Raw genomic sequence first — 16085 nt, forward strand, 5'->3', positions numbered from 1 at the left:
TTCCACCGCTTGCCTGCGCTTTCATTGCAATCGACAGGAGGTGCTTCATGTCGGCTACTGAAAACAAAAAACCCCGCCAAGCCAAAGCAAGACGGGGTTTTAAACACTACGAAGAAACGATCAGCCAAGCAGCTTAATCATCACACCCGCAGCAACAGCCGAACCAATAACACCAGCAACGTTAGGCCCCATGGCATGCATCAGCAGGAAGTTCTGCGGATTTGCCTCAAGACCAACCTTGTTGGACACCCTGGCTGCCATTGGCACCGCAGATACACCCGCAGAACCAATCAACGGATTGATTTGCTCCTTGGTTAGCTTGTTCATCAGCTTTGCCATCAGAACACCACAGGCGGTGCCCACGCAGAAGGCCGCCATACCCAGCAACAGAATGCCCAGAGTCTGCAGATCCAGGAACTTGTCTGCACCCAGCTTGGAACCAACGGAGAGACCAAGGAAAATGGTCACAATGTTGATCAGCGCGTTCTGGGACGTGTCACTCAAACGCTCCACCACGCCACATTCACGCATCAGGTTACCGAAGCAGAACATACCCAACAGCGGCGCTGCATCTGGCAGGAACAACGCAGTTGCAACCAGCACCACAATTGGGAAAATGATCTTTTCCTTCTTGGCTACCGGGCGCAGCTGAGACATCTTGATCGCACGCTCTTTCTTCGTCGTCAACGCCTTCATAATAGGCGGCTGGATCATCGGAACCAGAGCCATATAAGAGTAGGCGGCAACCGCGATGGCACCCAGCAGGTGCGGCGCGAGAATGCTCGACACGTAAATGGACGTCGGGCCATCAGCACCACCGATGATACCAATAGCCGCCGCTTCAAGGATGGTGAAGTCCATCACACCACTCCAGTTGAGCAGTGCTGCACCAATAACGGTACCGAAAATACCGAATTGAGCAGCCGCGCCAAGCAGCAGTGTTTTAGGGTTCGCCAGCAACGGACCAAAATCCGTCATGGCACCCACACCCATGAAGATGATCAACGGTGCCGCACCACTGGCAATCGAAACCGTGTAGAAGTTGTAAAGCATACCGTTGGTGTAACCCAGAGTCTGAGCAACCACACCGGCCTGCTGAACCGTCGCATAATCCGCGACCTTATATGCCTCCTTAAATGCACCCAGCACCTCTGGGGTGACCACCTGGCCTGCCTGGAAGCCTACATCCAGAACGCTGGCAAGCGCTAAGAGCGCATCAGGATTCGCGACATGGATGGCATTTTCTGCGGCAGACAGGGCAAGCCCAGCCTCCGGGATATTCGCCAAAATGCCGCCAAACCCGATGGGGATCAGCAACAATGGCTCAAAGCCCTTACGAATCGCAAGGAACAGCAGGAGCAAACCGACACAGATCATGAAGAACTGGCCGATTGATAGATTAAACAGGCCACTGCCTGTCCACAACGTCATCATTTTATCCATGGAATGCTGGCCCTTTATGCGATTGTCAGCATTTCATCATCAGGAGCGACGGCGTCACCAACCTTGATGAAGACTTCACCGACAGTGCCGGCCTTTGGTGCGCGAATCTCGGTTTCCATTTTCATGGCTTCCAAAATGATCAGCACATCGCCTTCTTCAACGGCCTCGCCCGGTGAAACCAACACCTTGAAAATGTTGCCACCCAGGGGCGCAATAACAGGCTCGCCTTCTCCGGCAGCCGGAGCTGGCGCCGCAGCGGAAGCGGAAGCACCACCTTCACCCTGAATCTGGGAAATCTCACCACCTTCAGAGACCGCAACCACGAACTTCTTGCCGTTAACATCGACGGTGTAAGTTTCCGGCCCACTGGACTGCTTGGCAGGCGCTGCATCGGCAGCCGCTGGAACAGGCTCAAACGCGTCGGCGTTTCCACGGTTTTCCAGAAATTTCAGGCCAATCTGCGGGAACAGCGCATAAGTCAGAACATCATCAACGGTGTTATCTGCCAGCTTGATGCCTTTCTCGTCCGCCAGTTTTTTCAGCTCGTCGGTCAGCTTGTCCATTTCGGGTTCAATATTATCGGCGGGGCGACAGGTAATCGCGTCTTTTCCATCCAGAACCCGCTCTTGCAGCTCCTTATTGAACGGCGCTGGCGCGGAGCCGTATTCACCCTTCAGGATCGCAGAGGTTTCTTTGGAAATGGACTTATAACGCTCACCGGTCAGAACGTTTAGTACGGCTTGGGTGCCCACAATCTGGGAGGTCGGCGTTACCAGCGGGATGAACCCCAGATCTTCACGAACCCTGGGAATCTCGGCCAGTACTTCGTCGAATCTGTCCGCAGCGTTCTGCTCTTTGAGCTGGCCTTCCATGTTGGTCAGCATGCCGCCAGGCACCTGAGCAATCAGGATACGGGAATCGGTACCGCGGAGGCTGCCCTCAAACTTGGCGTACTTTTTACGAACTTCGCGGAAGTAGCTGGCAATTTCTTCAAGCAGATTCAAGTCAAGGCCGGTATCACGGTCTGTACCTTCAAGGATGGCAACTATCGCCTCAGTGGGCGAGTGGCCATAAGTCATGCTCATTGAAGAGATGGCCGTATCCACGTTATCAATGCCAGCTTCCGCTGCTTTAAGGGCTGTGGCGGTAGACATGCCCGTAGTCGCGTGGCACTGCATGTGAATCGGGATATCCAGCTCTTTCTTCAGGCGACTAACCAGTTCAAAGGCCACATACGGCTTAAGAATGCCCGCCATGTCCTTGATGGCAAGGGAGTCTGCCCCCATATCTGCGACTTCTTTTGCCAGCTCAACCCACATATCAACGGTGTGCACCGGGCTGGTGGTGTATGAGATGGTGCCCTGTGCATGCTTGCCGGTTTTACGGACGGCCTTGATAGCGGTCGCCAAATTGCGGGGATCGTTCATGGCGTCAAAAATACGGAACACATCTACGCCATTTTCGGCGGCACGGTCAACGAACCGCTCTACCACATCATCCGCATAATGCCGATAGCCCAGAAGGTTCTGGCCACGCAGCAGCATTTGCTGGGGCGTGTTGGGCATTACTTTTTTCAGTTCACGGATACGCTCCCAGGGATCTTCGCCCAGATAACGAATGCAGGAGTCGAAGGTAGCCCCACCCCAGGATTCCAGAGACCAGAAACCGACTTTGTCGAGTTTCTCGGCAATGGGCAGCATGTCGTCAAGCCGCATACGGGTGGCAAGCAGGGACTGGTGGGCATCGCGGAGTATAACGTCCGTAATCCCCAGCGGTTTCTTTGTGTCAGTCATCGTGTCAGCCTTCTGTTTAAAGGTTCTATCTAATCGGTTACCGGGTCACTTCTTGTGGCGTGACCGGAATTTAGCAATTGCCTTTTTGATGGCCTCTGCCGTATCAGGGTCAACTGATACAGGCGCCTTAGACTTGGCACGAGGTGATTTGGCCGGGGTTGCCGGCTCAGGCGCTGCAAAACGGGTAAGCAGTTTGGACATAAGCAGAGTCGCGAATACCAGAATAATCAGGAACGCGAACACAAAACCCATACCCGCAACCATCAGATCAATGGCTTGTGACATCAGGTCATCCATATTGAATAGCTACCTGTTATTGATTTATGTATTTTTCCGGAAAACCGACGCACTCAAGACTTAAGTCTTATGGCGCGCCGAAATAAACCGGGAGGCAAAATCCTGCGTAATTTACCGGTTTCGCACGCAGTGAGCAACCAAAATGCAAATGGCTATACGGACTTTCCGAGCGTTACCCGGCACGTCCGGTGCGCAAAAAAAGCCTGTAACACCCGCCCTCAGACCAATCTGACTCTTAGCTTGCGACCCTTTATTTTTCCATCTTCAAAGCGCTTCAGTGCGCGCCTGGCTTGCCCTGCCTCTACCGCCACAAAACATTGAAAATCAAACAAATCAATCTTACCAACGGATTTACCACTCAGCCCCGCTTCGCCGGTAAGCGCGCCAAGCACGTCACCCGGCCGGAGCTTTTCCTTACGCCCAGCGGCAATGCAAAGGGTTTTCATCGCAGGCACCAGCGGCTGCGCGGGAACCGAAAGCAAGATCTCCGTATCACCCCAGACCACTGGGCGTCCACGCTCACTCTCAAGACGGTTGATTTTGTGGCCCTGAGCCGGGCTGCACAACGTAACCGCCAGCCCTGTCTCACCTGCACGTCCTGTGCGCCCCACCCTATGAGTGTGCACTTCCGGGTCGCGGGCAGGCTCGGCGTTGATCACCAGTGGCAGCGCCTTAATATCCAACCCGCGGGCCGCAACGTCTGTGGCTACAAGCACCTGGCAACTTTGATTTGCAAACTGCACCAGTACGCTATCTCGCTCACGTTGTTCAAGGTCACCGTGCAAAGCCAACGCTGAGAAGCCCTGGCTACCCAGCTCTGCCGCCAGCTCGTCGCACTGTTGCTTCATGGAGCAAAACACCAGGCATGAAGCTGGCTGCTGCTCAGACAGCAAACTGACGATAGCTCGCGTGCGCTCTTGGGCAGGAATTTCGTAGAACAGCTCTTGGATATCCGTATTACCGCTCTGGGTTTGTGCACGCACATCCACCGGGTCCTGCTGAAAACCCGCACTGAGCTTGCGGATCGATTCTGGCCAGGTAGCCGAAAACATAAGCGTTTGGCGCTGTTTTGGGATATAGCCAAGAATCTCTTCCATTGTGTCCTGGAATCCCATATCGAGCATCCGGTCCGCCTCATCCAACACCAACGTCGTGACGCGCTTCAGATCCAGGGTTCCTTTGCGCAGGTGGTCAGCGATGCGCCCCGGAGTACCCACAACAATATGAGCACCGTGAGCCAAAGAGCCAATCTGTGGTCCGATGGACACACCGCCACAAAGGGTGAGAACTTTTATATTCTCCTGCGCCCGGGCCATTTCCCGTAGTGCCTTTGCAACCTGATCCGCCAGCTCGCGGGTCGGGCACAGCACCAAGCCCTGAACCGCAAACAGTTTCGGTCTGAGGCTTTCGATCAGCCCGATACCGAAAGCCGCTGTTTTACCGCTGCCGGTCTGGGCCATCGCGATCACATCACGCCCGGCCAGGCAGTGAGGCAGCGCCCGGGCCTGAATGTCCGTCGGCTTGGAAAAGCCCAATTGTGCAAGATTGGCCTGCATGGCTGGAGACAGCTCAAGATCTTTAAAGGAAGGCATACAAGAAAATCCCGGAATCAGCGGTTGCTGGTTAAGAAGGTCGACACGAGGGCGTATACTGTTGCGATAGAATACCAGAATTTATGACCAATTAATGGAGTTATCCCATGCCGTCCCTGCAGGATCAGCTAATGAAAGCGGGCCTGGCCGACCCGAAAAAGGCCAAGGCTATTCGCAATGAGAAACACAAACAGCGTAAACAACAGCCCAAAGGCTCCGTGCAGGTCAATGAGACAGAAGTCCGTGCTCGTCAGGCCCGTGAAGAAAAAGCAGAGCGTGATCGTCAGTTGAACCTCAAGCGCCAGCAGGAAGCCGAGAAAAAGGCCATCCAGGCCCAAATTCGCCAGTTGGTGGATACCAATCGACTGGATCGCAGCCGGGGTGAAACGTCTTATCAGTTCGTTCACGATAAAAAAATCAAAAAACTGTATGTGGACGACATCCAGGCTGACCAGCTATCACGCGGTCGGCTTGCCATTGTGTTCGTCAATGATCATTACGAAATTGTCGCAGATGGCGTGGCCCGCAAGATAATAGAGCGTGATGCGCAGGCTGTGGTGGTACTCCACGAACGCAACAAAGACGATGTGGGTGACGATGACCCTTACGCGGGCTATGAAATCCCGGACGACCTCATGTGGTAGTCGCTGGTGCCGGTTTCCTGATCAATCAGAACCGGCTACTCCCTCTGCATAGCACCCGGCAATCCATACTCTCGTGCCCGGGATGACGTTCCTCCCAGCAACACCTTTGTGTGTCACATCAAGACGTCCAGCAATCAACTGTTACTTTAAAGAACTGGAATCCGAGCCTGAAAACATTCTTAATACAGCTGTAAAAAAAAGGCTGACCTCTCCATTTCTGTATCAGGAGCGTCATTCTATCTTCCATCGCATCAACCGAATGGCGTCGCTGGCATTGCCATCAGGCTAAGGAAACACTATGAAACTGGCAACCTTCTTCGGCGATATGACCATCCGGAGCAAGCTGGCTGGCGGCTTTGCGCTGTTATTACTGCTCACCATTGTTGTAGGTGTTGTTGGCAACCAGGCGTTAGAGACCTACAGCCAGCGCTCAGATATCGTAACCATGCTGGGACAGGTGAACACAGGCCTTACAGAAGCAAGAGTCGAAGAAAAGAACTTTTTGCTGTCGGGCGATATAAAGAATGTACAGGCATCCCGTGCCCACGGTGACGACGTGCTTGGTATTACCCAGCGTATCAAGCCATTGCTGGCTGTTAACGCTGACATCAGCACCCTGGAAAGCATTCAAGCTGATATACAGCAATATCAATCACTGATGAGCGATGTAAAAGTAAATACCACCCAGCGGGATGAAGCACTCAGCAGCCTTGAAACCAAGGCTCGGATACTCGGGTCTTCACTCAAGGCACACAGCTCTCTGTTTTTTGCATCGGCGATGTTTGAGGATATGCGCCGCGCGGAGCGAAAGTTCCTGGTAGAGCGAGATTCCAACAGTGTTAAATCGTATCTGGAAGATGCAAAACGAATGCAGGGGCCATTGAAATCCGCCTCCATCAGCGCGGAAGAAAAAGCACAGGTAGCGAAGGCTCTTGAATCCTACTCAAACGAATTCCAGAGCGTCGTGAGGCTTACCGAATCCGGCGAACAGCTTTCTCAGGACATGGTCACAACGGCCAGCCGCGTTACCGAATCGGCGAATAGCCTGCGCGAGGCGCAGGCGGAGAAAATGGAGTCCGACCGCAAGCAGGCGACCACCCTGATTTTTGGCGCAACTGGCATAGCAGTGCTGCTGGGCATTCTGATGGCCTACCTGATTACCAGGGCGATCACCTCACCCATCAATCATGCCGTTGCAATCGCTTCAGAAGTTGCTTCCGGTAACTTGTCGGTTCGCATCGACAACAACCGGACAGATGAGATAGGTAAACTGATGGCGGCTCTCGCAACCATGGTCAGCGGCCTGCGGGAAATGGTTAGAAGCATTGAATCCGGCGCGTCCAACATCGCGGCGTCTGCCGAAGAGCTTTCGACGGTTACCAGCCAGACCAGCGACGGGATCCATCGTCAAAAACACGAAACCGATCAGGTAGCCGCGGCGATGAACCAGATGACGGCAACCGTTTCGGAAATTGCCCGCAACGCAGAGCAGGCGTTTGCAATTGCCTCCGATGCTGCCAACCAGGCTACGGAAGGTGAACACGAAGTCAGGGAAACCGTGAGCCAGGTGAACGGGCTGGCAAAGGAAGTAAGCCAGAGCATGGAAATCATCCAGGGCCTGCAAGCGGAAACCGCTAACATAGGAACGGTTCTGGATGTCATCAAGTCCGTTGCAGAACAGACTAACCTGCTGGCACTGAACGCAGCAATTGAAGCTGCCCGGGCCGGCGAGCAAGGCCGTGGCTTCGCCGTCGTTGCCGATGAAGTGCGCTCCCTGGCCCAAAGAACCCAGAGTTCCGCTCAGGAAATTGAGGCCCTTGTAACGTCCCTGCAAAGCAGTGCAGAAAACTCGGTATCTGCGATGAAATCCAGCGCAACCCTGGCTTCTGACACCCTCGAACGGGCCACTGCAACAGGCGCGTCTATTGAGCGGATCACTCGGGCAGTGGAAGAAATCAAGCAGTACAACAATCAGATTGCAACAGCCTCGGAACAGCAAACGTCTGTAGCGGAAGAGATCAACCAGAACATCACCAGCATTCGTGACGTTACCGATCAATCTGCTTCGTCCTCAAATCAAACCGCCAGCTCCAGTTCAGAGCTTGCCAGGCTTGGTAGCGAGTTGCAGACGCTGGTATCCCGGTTCAGGCTGTGAAAACGCTCAGCTTGCTTGCGCCTCCAGCGTCTTGCGAATAGCACGCACTGCGGCAACTGACTCCGGGTTGTCGCCATGTACACAAATAGTGTCCGCCTCAAGGAACAGCGGCTTGCCCGTGATGGTCTGTATCGTCTCGCCCCTTGAAATGGCCAGTACCTGGCGCAGAATAGTGTCTGAATCATGATGCACTGCGCCTGGCGTTTTTCGGGATACAATGTACCCCTCCTCGTCATAGGCGCGATCAGCAAAGGCCTCCAGCAGCAAATCGACTCCGTACTCTGCACACAAGGCTCTCAACGGCTGGTTGTCGGCGGTGGTCATTGCCATAAGCGCAAGTTCTCCCGGAGACTGACGTAACGCGTCGAGAATAGCCCTCAGAATGGATTCGTTGCGCATCATGTCGTTATAGAGCGCGCCATGAGGTTTGACGTAGCTGAGGCTTCCGCCTTGCGCACCGGCAATCTGGCCCAGCGCGCCAACCTGATAAAGTACCATGGCGTGAATTTCATCAGCACTGCAAGCCATAGAGCGTCGCCCGAAACCCTGCAAATCGGGGTACGCCGGGTGCGCGCCCATAGTTACCTTGTGCTTCAGCGCCAGCCCCACGGTTTTGTGCATAACCAGTGGATCCCCAGCATGAAAGCCGCAGGCTATGTTTGCCTGATCGATATACGGCATCACCTGATCATCCAGCCCCATCGTCCAGGCGCCATAACTTTCACCAATGTCACAATTCAATAACATGTCAGTACCCGTACCCTGTCTGATGCGTAAATAAATAGCAGACCAAGCAACCCGCCATTCACTCCAAATATCTCAGCGTCTCTGAAGTCTACACCAATTGCAGCGGGGAACTCATGCGTAAACGGGAGGTCGTAGGCCTGCCACCATAACGAGGAGTAATGATGTTAACGGTAAGTATCGGCCCGCTGAGCCTGTCTTTGGCTCAGCTTCTGCTGCTCAGCGCGTTTGTAATCGCCCTGATTGTTGGCGCCATTACGGGGCGCAAAGAAGGTGTTCCCATAGCAGGCACCCTGTCTGATATTTTTCTCGCTGCTCTGGTGGCGGCGCGTATCGGCTTTGTTGCCCAGTACTTCGAACACTATCGGGATAACCTTTGGGGCATTATTGATATCAGGGACGGCGGCTTCAGTGTTATCGCCGGACTGGCTGGCGCGATGGCGCTCATCGCCTGGAAGCTCTGGCGCCAACCGAAAATCCGCAGATCGCTCACCATTGCAAGCGCTTCAGGCTTGTTGGTTTGGGGCTCTGTATCATTGCTGGCAACCCTGATGGAGAGCAGTTCCAGAGGCCTGCCCCAGACAACGTTCACTTTGTTGGACGGCAGTGCGGTTGCGCTTGCAGAAGTAGCTGACGACAAGCCCATGGTCGTCAACTTATGGGCCAGCTGGTGCCCGCCCTGCATCCGGGAAATGCCGGTACTGGAAAAGGCCCAACAGGAGAATCCGGACATCACCTTTGTTTATGTGAACCAGGGTGAGCAGCCTGAAACAATCATTCGCTTTATGAGTCAGCACAAACTCTCACTCCAGAATGTTCTGACGGACACCAGTGCCAGACTTGGCCGCACCATCGGCAGCCAGGCCCTGCCAACGACACTGTTTTACGACGCCAACGGTCAGCAGGTGAATGTACACCTTGGTGAGCTTTCGCGGGCCTCACTGGCGCACAACCTCAGAAGCTTTAACACTGACTGAGATGGAAGAGATCATATGTAGCCCGGGGGCTTGCTCCGGGCTTTTTTTATACCTGCCACATCACACGCCATAAAAACAATTTATTGATAAATTATCGATGTTACAGCTACAGTTTATCTATAATTTTTCAACACAGGTTTGACAGCAGACTGCCGGACAACTAATTTTGATCAGACAAAGCACACAACAGGCTTGGATAACTGCATTCGGTTCCGTGCTTTAAAAATACAACAACAGACACAGCTGACACCCATCGTGTACGTCAGTGCCAGGAGACAAACATCATGCAAAATAGCACCAGATCCTCTCGCCAACACTCGGTTTCCAAGCCTTATATAAGGCGCCTTGGCGGTGTGCTCACAGCCGCAGCCCTTACGTTTTCTGTCGGCAGTGCCCAGGCCACGGACTGGGATATGCCCACGCCCTACGGCGACTCCAACTTTCACACCGTCAACATCCGCCAGTTTGCTGACGATGTGCGGGACGCTACCGACGGCGAACTGGACATTACAGTTCACAGCAGTGGTTCTCTGATCAAACATCAGGAAATCAAAAATTCCGTTCGCCGCGGCCTGGTTCCTATTGGCGAGCTGATCATGTCGCGCCTCGCAAACGAAGATCCGCTGTTTGAGGTTGACTCAGTACCCTACCTCGCCAGTGACTATGACCAGGCCTGGAAACTCTGGCAGGCATCGAAAGATGTGCTCGCCCAGCGCCTCGAAGGTCAGCGTCTGAAACTGCTTTTTGCGGTGCCCTGGCCCCCTCAAGGCATTTACACCCAGTTTGCGGTTAACACCGGCGAAGAATTGAAGGGTGTAAAAATGCGCGCCTACAATAAATCCAGCGAACAACTTGCCGACTTGCTTGGCGCACTGCCAACTCAGGTTGAAGTACCCGACATTCCGACCGCCTTTGGCACCGGCCGTGTTGATGCCATGATCACCTCCCCCTCTACAGGTGCCAACACTCGAGCGTGGGACTACCTGACGCACTTCAATCATGCCCAGCTGTGGCTACCCAAAAACATGGTTGTTGTAAATGCCAAAGCCTTTGACAGCCTGCCTGAAGAAACCCAAAAAGCGCTGGAAAACGCTGCCGAAGTGGCAGAAAAGCGGGGCTGGGACGCCAGCAAAGCAGAAACGGAAGCCAAGATACAAATCATGCGTGATAACGGCATCGAGGTGTCCGAACCCTCACCGCAGTTGATCAAGCGTCTGCAAAAAATCGGCGAAACCATGACTGAGGAATGGCTAGGGCGCGCAGGCGAAAGCGGTCAGGCCCTGCTTGACGCTTACAACAAGCAGTAATCACTTGGCAACGTCAGGACAACCGGCAGTCGGGTGTCCTGACATATGAATGACTCCTTCCCTGCAATACGGGTCACAACAAGAGGACGGGCCCATGCGCAGAGCACTTGATGCCTTTTACAGACTGGGAGGTGCACTTTCCGCAGTGCACCTGACTCTCATCATGGTATTGATTGTGGCTCAGGTGCTGGGCCGCGTACTGGACAAACTGCTGGGATGGGCCGGCTTCGATGCTCTGGGGCTTAACGTGCCGGGGCTTGCGGAAATTGCCGCATTCATGCTGCTTGGCGCAACGTTTTTTGGTCTTGCCTATACCTTCTGGCAGGGCGGTCACATCCGCGTCACGTTGGTACTCCAGTATCTACCCAAGCCACTGCATCGCATCATGGATATAGCGGTAACCCTGGTTGCTGCTTCCATTACCGGCTTTGCCGCGTGGCACAGCGCACGGCTGGCACTCGACAGCCTCGATTATGGCGACCTCTCAATTGGCATGGTGCCGGTACCACTCTGGATTCCGCAGGCGGCCATGACTCTCGGTTTGGTCTGGCTGCTGATTGCTCTGCTGGACGCGCTGTTTTTGCTCGTCAGTGGCAGGATTACCGAACTCAAAAACGAAGCACCTCAGGAGTAAGCTCATGGAAATGATCTGGATGAGTTTGCTGCTGCTATGCGTACTTCTGGCGCTTCTTGCCAGCGGGCTGTGGGTCGCTTTTTCATTAACCACCATTGGCTGCATTGCGCTGTTTTTTTTCAGCGGCATCCCGGTGGGTGACAGTCTTTCTACGGCGTTTTACAGCGCCAGTGTGTCCTGGGATCTGGCAGCGCTTCCCATGTTCATCTGGATGGGCGAGGTTCTGTTTCGTTCGCGTCTGTCCGAAGAGATGTTCCGGGGCATCTCCCCCTGGGTTGGTAAAGTACCCGGGCGACTGCTGCATACCAACATCATAGGCTGCGGCATTTTCGCGGCGATCTCTGGTTCTTCTGCTGCCACAGCCGCAACCATCGGCAAAATGTCGATACCGGAACTGACCAACCGTGGTTACGACAAGAACCAGATTCTCGGTACGCTGGCAGGATCAGCAACTCTGGGCCTATTAATACCTCCCTCCATCATTCTGATTGTTTACGGAGTGGCAACGGAACAGTCCATCGCGCGCCTGTTTGTTGCAGGCATCCTGCCCGGCTTGATGCTTATGTCTCTGTTTGCGGGCTATGTCATGATCTGGTCCCTGATGAATCCGTCCGGCGTGCCTGCAGGTGAAGCTGAGTCCTTCTCCTTCGGGGAAAAAGTACGCCGCAGCCGCCCCCTTATTCCTGTGATGCTACTGATCGTCGGTGTTATCGGATCGATTTACACAGGGCTGGCATCGCCCACGGAATCAGCCGCGATCGGTGTGGCCCTGGCACACCTTCTGTCCTGGAAAAGCGGCTCACTGAACTGGAACACCTTTTCAAGCGGGCTAATGGGAACCGTAAAAACCTCGTCAATGATTGCCTTTATTCTGATAGGCGCCCACTTCCTGACCAGTGCGATGGGCTTTACCGGCATCCCGCGCGAGCTTGCCGCCTGGATCGACACTCTGGGCCTGTCACCTTATATGCTGTTAATGGCACTGACCCTGTTCTTCATTCTGCTGGGCTGCTTTCTGGACGGCATTTCGGTTGTGGTGCTGACCACGTCGGTCATTCTGCCAATGGTTGAGGCCGCTGGCATTGACCCCCTGTGGTTTGGTATTTACCTCGTCATCGTCGTGGAAATGAGCCAGATTACTCCGCCAGTCGGGTTCAACCTTTTCGTGATCCAGGGACTGACTGGAGAAAACATTCTGCGAATTGCCTGGGCCGCACTGCCTTACTTCCTTTTGATCCTGAGTGGCGTGATCCTCATCACCCTGTTCCCGGAAATCGTCACCTATCTGCCCGGAAAAATGGGTAAGTAGAGCGACGTTGAACGGGTAAGCCAAAGAAACACCGTTAATGAAGAGCACCTTCTTTATCATGAAAAAAACCAAGGATTCTTCGCAAAGTCCAGACCAAGGCGCCGCGCACCGTAAAGTCGGCCCCATAGTGTCGTCCGCTCACCTCGCCTCTGACAGCGCAATGGAATTATCCGAGCTGGAGTTCGGGCTGATCGTAGCCGGCAATGCCTTTAACCGATGGATGGTGCGCTGTATGAACGCGGCGGGCCTGCCGGAGCTAAGCCCTCTGGACATACTGGTTTTGCACAGTGTGAACCATCGTGACCGCGCAAAAAAAACCGCTGATATCTGCCTGGTACTGAATGTAGAAGATAGCCATACCGTGACCTATGCACTCAGGAAGCTGCTGAAGCACGAGGTTGTTGTATCAGAGAGACACGGTAAAGAGACCTATTATTCCGCCACTGAAAAAGGCAAGGGGGTATGTCGTCGCTACCGTGAAATCCGTGAAGAATGTCTGGTGGACTCCTTGCGGACTTTAGGATTCTCTGGCGCAGACACCGGAGCGGTGGCAGGCTTCCTGAGAGGCATATCGGGGCTTTATGACCAGGCTGCGCGTTCAGCTGCCTCACTTTAAGCAACTGCGCTCCCGCGCTCCTCAACCTGTCTTGCAGGTTTCGGTCGAACCTCTTTCGGTTCAAATTCTCCCAGCTGTAGAATGCAAAACGCCTCAGGCTGTGAGGTGCACAAGCTGAGGCGTTTTGACTTGAATATGGCGCGGCTGGGAGGATTATTCGGGCCTTTTGCCCTCACCCCTTCGGGGTCGCCGTCGCTGCGCTCCCGCGTTCTTCAACCTGCTTTGCAGGTTTCGGTCGAACCTCTTTCGGTTCAAATTCTCCCAGCTATAGAATGCAAAACGCCTCAGGCTGTGAGGTCCACAAGCTGAGGCGTTTTGACTTGAATATGGCGCGGCTGGGAGGATTCGAACCTCCGACCGCTCGGTTCGTAGCCGAGTACTCTATCCAGCTGAGCTACAGCCGCCAATAACTTTCTATCCACACATTGGGATGTATGCCAACAGGAGGATTATTCGGGCTTTCAGCCCTTACCCCTTCGGGGCCGCCGTCGCTGCGCTCTGGCGTTCCTCAGCACACTGCGTGTGCCTCGGTCGAACCTCTTTCGGTTCAAATCCTGTCTGACCTATGAGAAAGGCTCGAATGCCGGGTTCACATATCATCAGTTTATAAAAGTGGCGCGGCTGGGAGGATTCGAACCTCCGACCGCTCGGTTCGTAGCCGAGTACTCTATCCAGCTGAGCTACAGCCGCGCATTGATCACTTGTTGTGGTTGAATGCTACTTCAACCTGTTCCGGTTTCCTTATAAAAAGAAAATGGCGGAGAGGGAGGGATTCGAACCCTCGGTACGCTTTCGCGTACGGTTCCTTAGCAGGGAACTGGTTTCAGCCACTCACCCACCTCTCCTTGAGAACGGGGCGTATACTACCATAATTTTTCTGTTTTCATAGGCTTGACACGATTTTTTTAGCCTTGGTTTTCACTGAAAACAAAAAAACCGCCCAAGTCTTACGTGAAAGGTGTTTTTCAATACTCAGCTGTTGCCAGGTTCAGGATCATCCACGCCTTTTTCAGACTGGATGCGCTGGTAAATTTCTTCCCGGTGCACGGCAACTTCCTTCGGCGCATTCACCCCAATCCTCACTTGATTTCCTTTCACCCCAAGCACGGTAACCGTCACGTCATCACCGACCATCAGAGTTTCGCCAACGCGGCGTGTTAAAATCAACATATCCCTTACTCCCTATCCAGAGCTACTGTTCCGACAAGTAATTTTTTAGTTGGTTCGACGTTTATAGTGAGAACACTGGCCAACCAGAAGACGCACATTCCCTTATACGGTTACATGCGATCACAAGGTCAGAAAATGTGTCTCTTTTTTATAAGGTTTCTTCTACCCCGGGCTTGTCGAGCTCAAATGCACTGTGAAGGGCACGAACCGCAAGCTCAAGATATTTTTCATCAATCACCACAGAAATCTTGATTTCCGATGTGGAGATCATCTGAATATTGATACCCTCAATGGACAGCGCCTCAAACATTTTGGTCGCCACGCCTGCATGAGAGCGCATTCCGACGCCAACAATACTGACCTTTGCGATTTTGGTGTCACCACTGACTTCACGAGCACCCAGCTCGTCCGAAACACGCTGAAGCACGTCTTTCGCACGCTTGAAATCGTTACGATGGACGGTAAACGTGAATGCAGTCCGGTTATCCTCGCCAACGTTCTGGACGATCATGTCCACATCTATATTGGCATCACTTATTGGCTTCAGGATGCGCAGTGCGCTACCCGGGGTGTCGGGCACACCCGAAATCGTAACTTTGGCTTCATCACGGTTAAAAGCGATGCCGGAGACGACCGGTTGTTCCATGGCAGTGTTTTCCTCAAGTGTAATCAGAGTGCCCTCACCTTCCTCGAAGCTGGAGAGAACTCTTAACGGAACGTTGTATTTTCCCGCAAATTCTACGGCGCGAATCTGCAGCACTTTTGACCCCAGGCTCGCCATTTCCATCATTTCTTCAAAGGTAATCCGCGCCAAACGGCGGGCACTGTCAACTACCCTGGGATCCGTGGTGTAAACGCCGTCTACATCAGTATAGATCTGGCATTCATCGGCCTTCAGAGCCGCTGCCAGGGCAACAGCCGTGGTATCAGAGCCACCCCGGCCCAACGTCGTGATGTTTCCATTCTCATCAACGCCCTGAAACCCGGCAACAACCACCACGCGGCCGCCATCCAGGTCTTCGCGCATACGCTGCTCATCGATCTGTTTGATCCGGGCCTTGGTGTGCATGCTGTCTGTCAGTATGCGAACCTGAGACCCTGTGTAGGAACGCGCTTCACACCCAAGTTTCTGCAGCGCCATACAAAGAAGGGCGATTGTTACCTGCTCACCGGTTGAGACCAGAACGTCCATCTCACGGGGCGTGGGCTCCTCCATTATATTGTTGGCCAGAGCGATAAGCCGGTTGGTTTCGCCGCTCATGGCAGAAACCACGACTACAATATCATGGCCGTCTTTGCGGAAACCGCATACTTTCTCCGCAACAGCTTCTATGCGCTCGGTTGTGCCTACCGAGGTGCCACCAAACTTCTGAACCAACAGCGCCATTGTCGTTCCAATATCTG

General features: G+C 53.8%; 14 protein-coding genes and 3 tRNA genes. 7 read left to right on the forward strand and 10 right to left on the reverse strand.

Translation table 11 applies throughout. From position 1 onward, the window contains the following. Positions 1-120: 120 nt before the first annotated feature. The 4 genes from ACN0V1_RS08630 to dbpA all read right to left on the reverse strand — a co-directional run bounded on the left by ACN0V1_RS08630 (position 121) and on the right by dbpA (position 5125). Positions 121-1443 carry a sodium ion-translocating decarboxylase subunit beta gene (locus ACN0V1_RS08630; protein WP_417544602.1) on the reverse strand — a complete coding sequence of 441 codons (1323 nt, stop codon included), beginning with the start codon at positions 1441-1443 and terminating at the stop codon, positions 121-123. Positions 1444-1457: 14 nt separating this feature from the next. Beyond that, on the reverse strand, positions 1458-3236 hold the full coding sequence (gene oadA / locus ACN0V1_RS08635) for a sodium-extruding oxaloacetate decarboxylase subunit alpha (RefSeq protein ID WP_417544603.1): 1779 nt from the start codon (positions 3234-3236) through the stop codon (positions 1458-1460). A 45-nt stretch (positions 3237-3281) separates the two neighbouring features. Further along, positions 3282-3533: an OadG family protein gene (locus ACN0V1_RS08640; protein ID WP_417544604.1), complete on the reverse strand. Its 252-nt coding sequence runs from the start codon at positions 3531-3533 to the stop codon at positions 3282-3284. A gap of 218 nt (positions 3534-3751) precedes the next feature. After that, a complete protein-coding gene (dbpA, locus tag ACN0V1_RS08645; RefSeq protein ID WP_417544605.1) occupies positions 3752-5125 on the reverse strand; it encodes an ATP-dependent RNA helicase DbpA in 1374 nt (457 codons plus the stop codon). Positions 5126-5232: 107 nt separating this feature from the next. On the opposite strand from dbpA, the gene ACN0V1_RS08650 reads away from it, so the two are divergent. Together ACN0V1_RS08650 and ACN0V1_RS08655 are read left to right on the forward strand one after the other, a co-directional pair. Further along, the gene (locus ACN0V1_RS08650; protein WP_417544606.1) at positions 5233-5769 is read left to right on the forward strand and encodes a DUF2058 domain-containing protein; all 537 of its coding nucleotides are present in this window, start codon (positions 5233-5235) and stop codon (positions 5767-5769) included. Between the two features lie 298 nt (positions 5770-6067). Next, on the forward strand, positions 6068-7924 hold the full coding sequence (locus ACN0V1_RS08655; RefSeq protein WP_417544607.1) for a methyl-accepting chemotaxis protein: 1857 nt from the start codon (positions 6068-6070) through the stop codon (positions 7922-7924). Between the two features lie 6 nt (positions 7925-7930). On the opposite strand, the gene ACN0V1_RS08660 is transcribed toward ACN0V1_RS08655, so the two are convergent. Beyond that, positions 7931-8671 (reverse strand): 5-oxoprolinase subunit PxpA, encoded by a 741-nt coding sequence (locus ACN0V1_RS08660; protein ID WP_417544608.1) that lies wholly within the window; start codon positions 8669-8671, stop codon positions 7931-7933. Between the two features lie 161 nt (positions 8672-8832). Between ACN0V1_RS08660 and ACN0V1_RS08665 the strand changes: the two genes are divergently transcribed. The 5 genes from ACN0V1_RS08665 to ACN0V1_RS08685 all read left to right on the forward strand — a co-directional run bounded on the left by ACN0V1_RS08665 (position 8833) and on the right by ACN0V1_RS08685 (position 13511). Then, positions 8833-9645, forward strand: a complete 813-nt coding sequence (locus tag ACN0V1_RS08665) for a prolipoprotein diacylglyceryl transferase family protein (protein WP_417544609.1) — start codon at positions 8833-8835, stop codon at positions 9643-9645. A 284-nt stretch (positions 9646-9929) separates the two neighbouring features. Beyond that, positions 9930-10952, forward strand: a complete 1023-nt coding sequence (locus ACN0V1_RS08670; RefSeq protein WP_417544610.1) for a TRAP transporter substrate-binding protein — start codon at positions 9930-9932, stop codon at positions 10950-10952. Positions 10953-11046: 94 nt separating this feature from the next. Further along, on the forward strand, positions 11047-11586 hold the full coding sequence (locus ACN0V1_RS08675; RefSeq protein ID WP_417544611.1) for a TRAP transporter small permease: 540 nt from the start codon (positions 11047-11049) through the stop codon (positions 11584-11586). A gap of 4 nt (positions 11587-11590) precedes the next feature. Then, complete coding sequence (locus ACN0V1_RS08680) at positions 11591-12895, forward strand: TRAP transporter large permease (protein WP_417544612.1); 1305 nt, start codon at positions 11591-11593, stop codon at positions 12893-12895. A 37-nt stretch (positions 12896-12932) separates the two neighbouring features. Then, positions 12933-13511, forward strand: a complete 579-nt coding sequence (locus ACN0V1_RS08685) for a winged helix DNA-binding protein (RefSeq protein ID WP_417544613.1) — start codon at positions 12933-12935, stop codon at positions 13509-13511. 327 nt (positions 13512-13838) lie between these two features. On the opposite strand, the gene ACN0V1_RS08690 is transcribed toward ACN0V1_RS08685, so the two are convergent. From ACN0V1_RS08690 to ACN0V1_RS08710, 5 genes are all read right to left on the reverse strand, one after another. Then, positions 13839-13915, reverse strand: a tRNA-Arg gene (locus ACN0V1_RS08690). A gap of 209 nt (positions 13916-14124) precedes the next feature. Continuing rightward, a tRNA-Arg gene (locus ACN0V1_RS08695) sits at positions 14125-14201 on the reverse strand. 65 nt (positions 14202-14266) lie between these two features. Next, a tRNA-Ser gene (locus ACN0V1_RS08700) sits at positions 14267-14356 on the reverse strand. 127 nt (positions 14357-14483) lie between these two features. Beyond that, a complete protein-coding gene (csrA, locus tag ACN0V1_RS08705) occupies positions 14484-14681 on the reverse strand; it encodes a carbon storage regulator CsrA (RefSeq protein WP_417544614.1) in 198 nt (65 codons plus the stop codon). 148 nt (positions 14682-14829) lie between these two features. After that, positions 14830-16068 carry an aspartate kinase gene (locus ACN0V1_RS08710; RefSeq protein ID WP_417544615.1) on the reverse strand — a complete coding sequence of 413 codons (1239 nt, stop codon included), beginning with the start codon at positions 16066-16068 and terminating at the stop codon, positions 14830-14832. Between the last annotated feature and the right edge of the window lie 17 nt (positions 16069-16085).

It is taken from the genome of Marinobacter sp., assembly GCF_048266785.1.
GTDB lineage: Bacteria > Pseudomonadota > Gammaproteobacteria > Pseudomonadales > Oleiphilaceae > Marinobacter.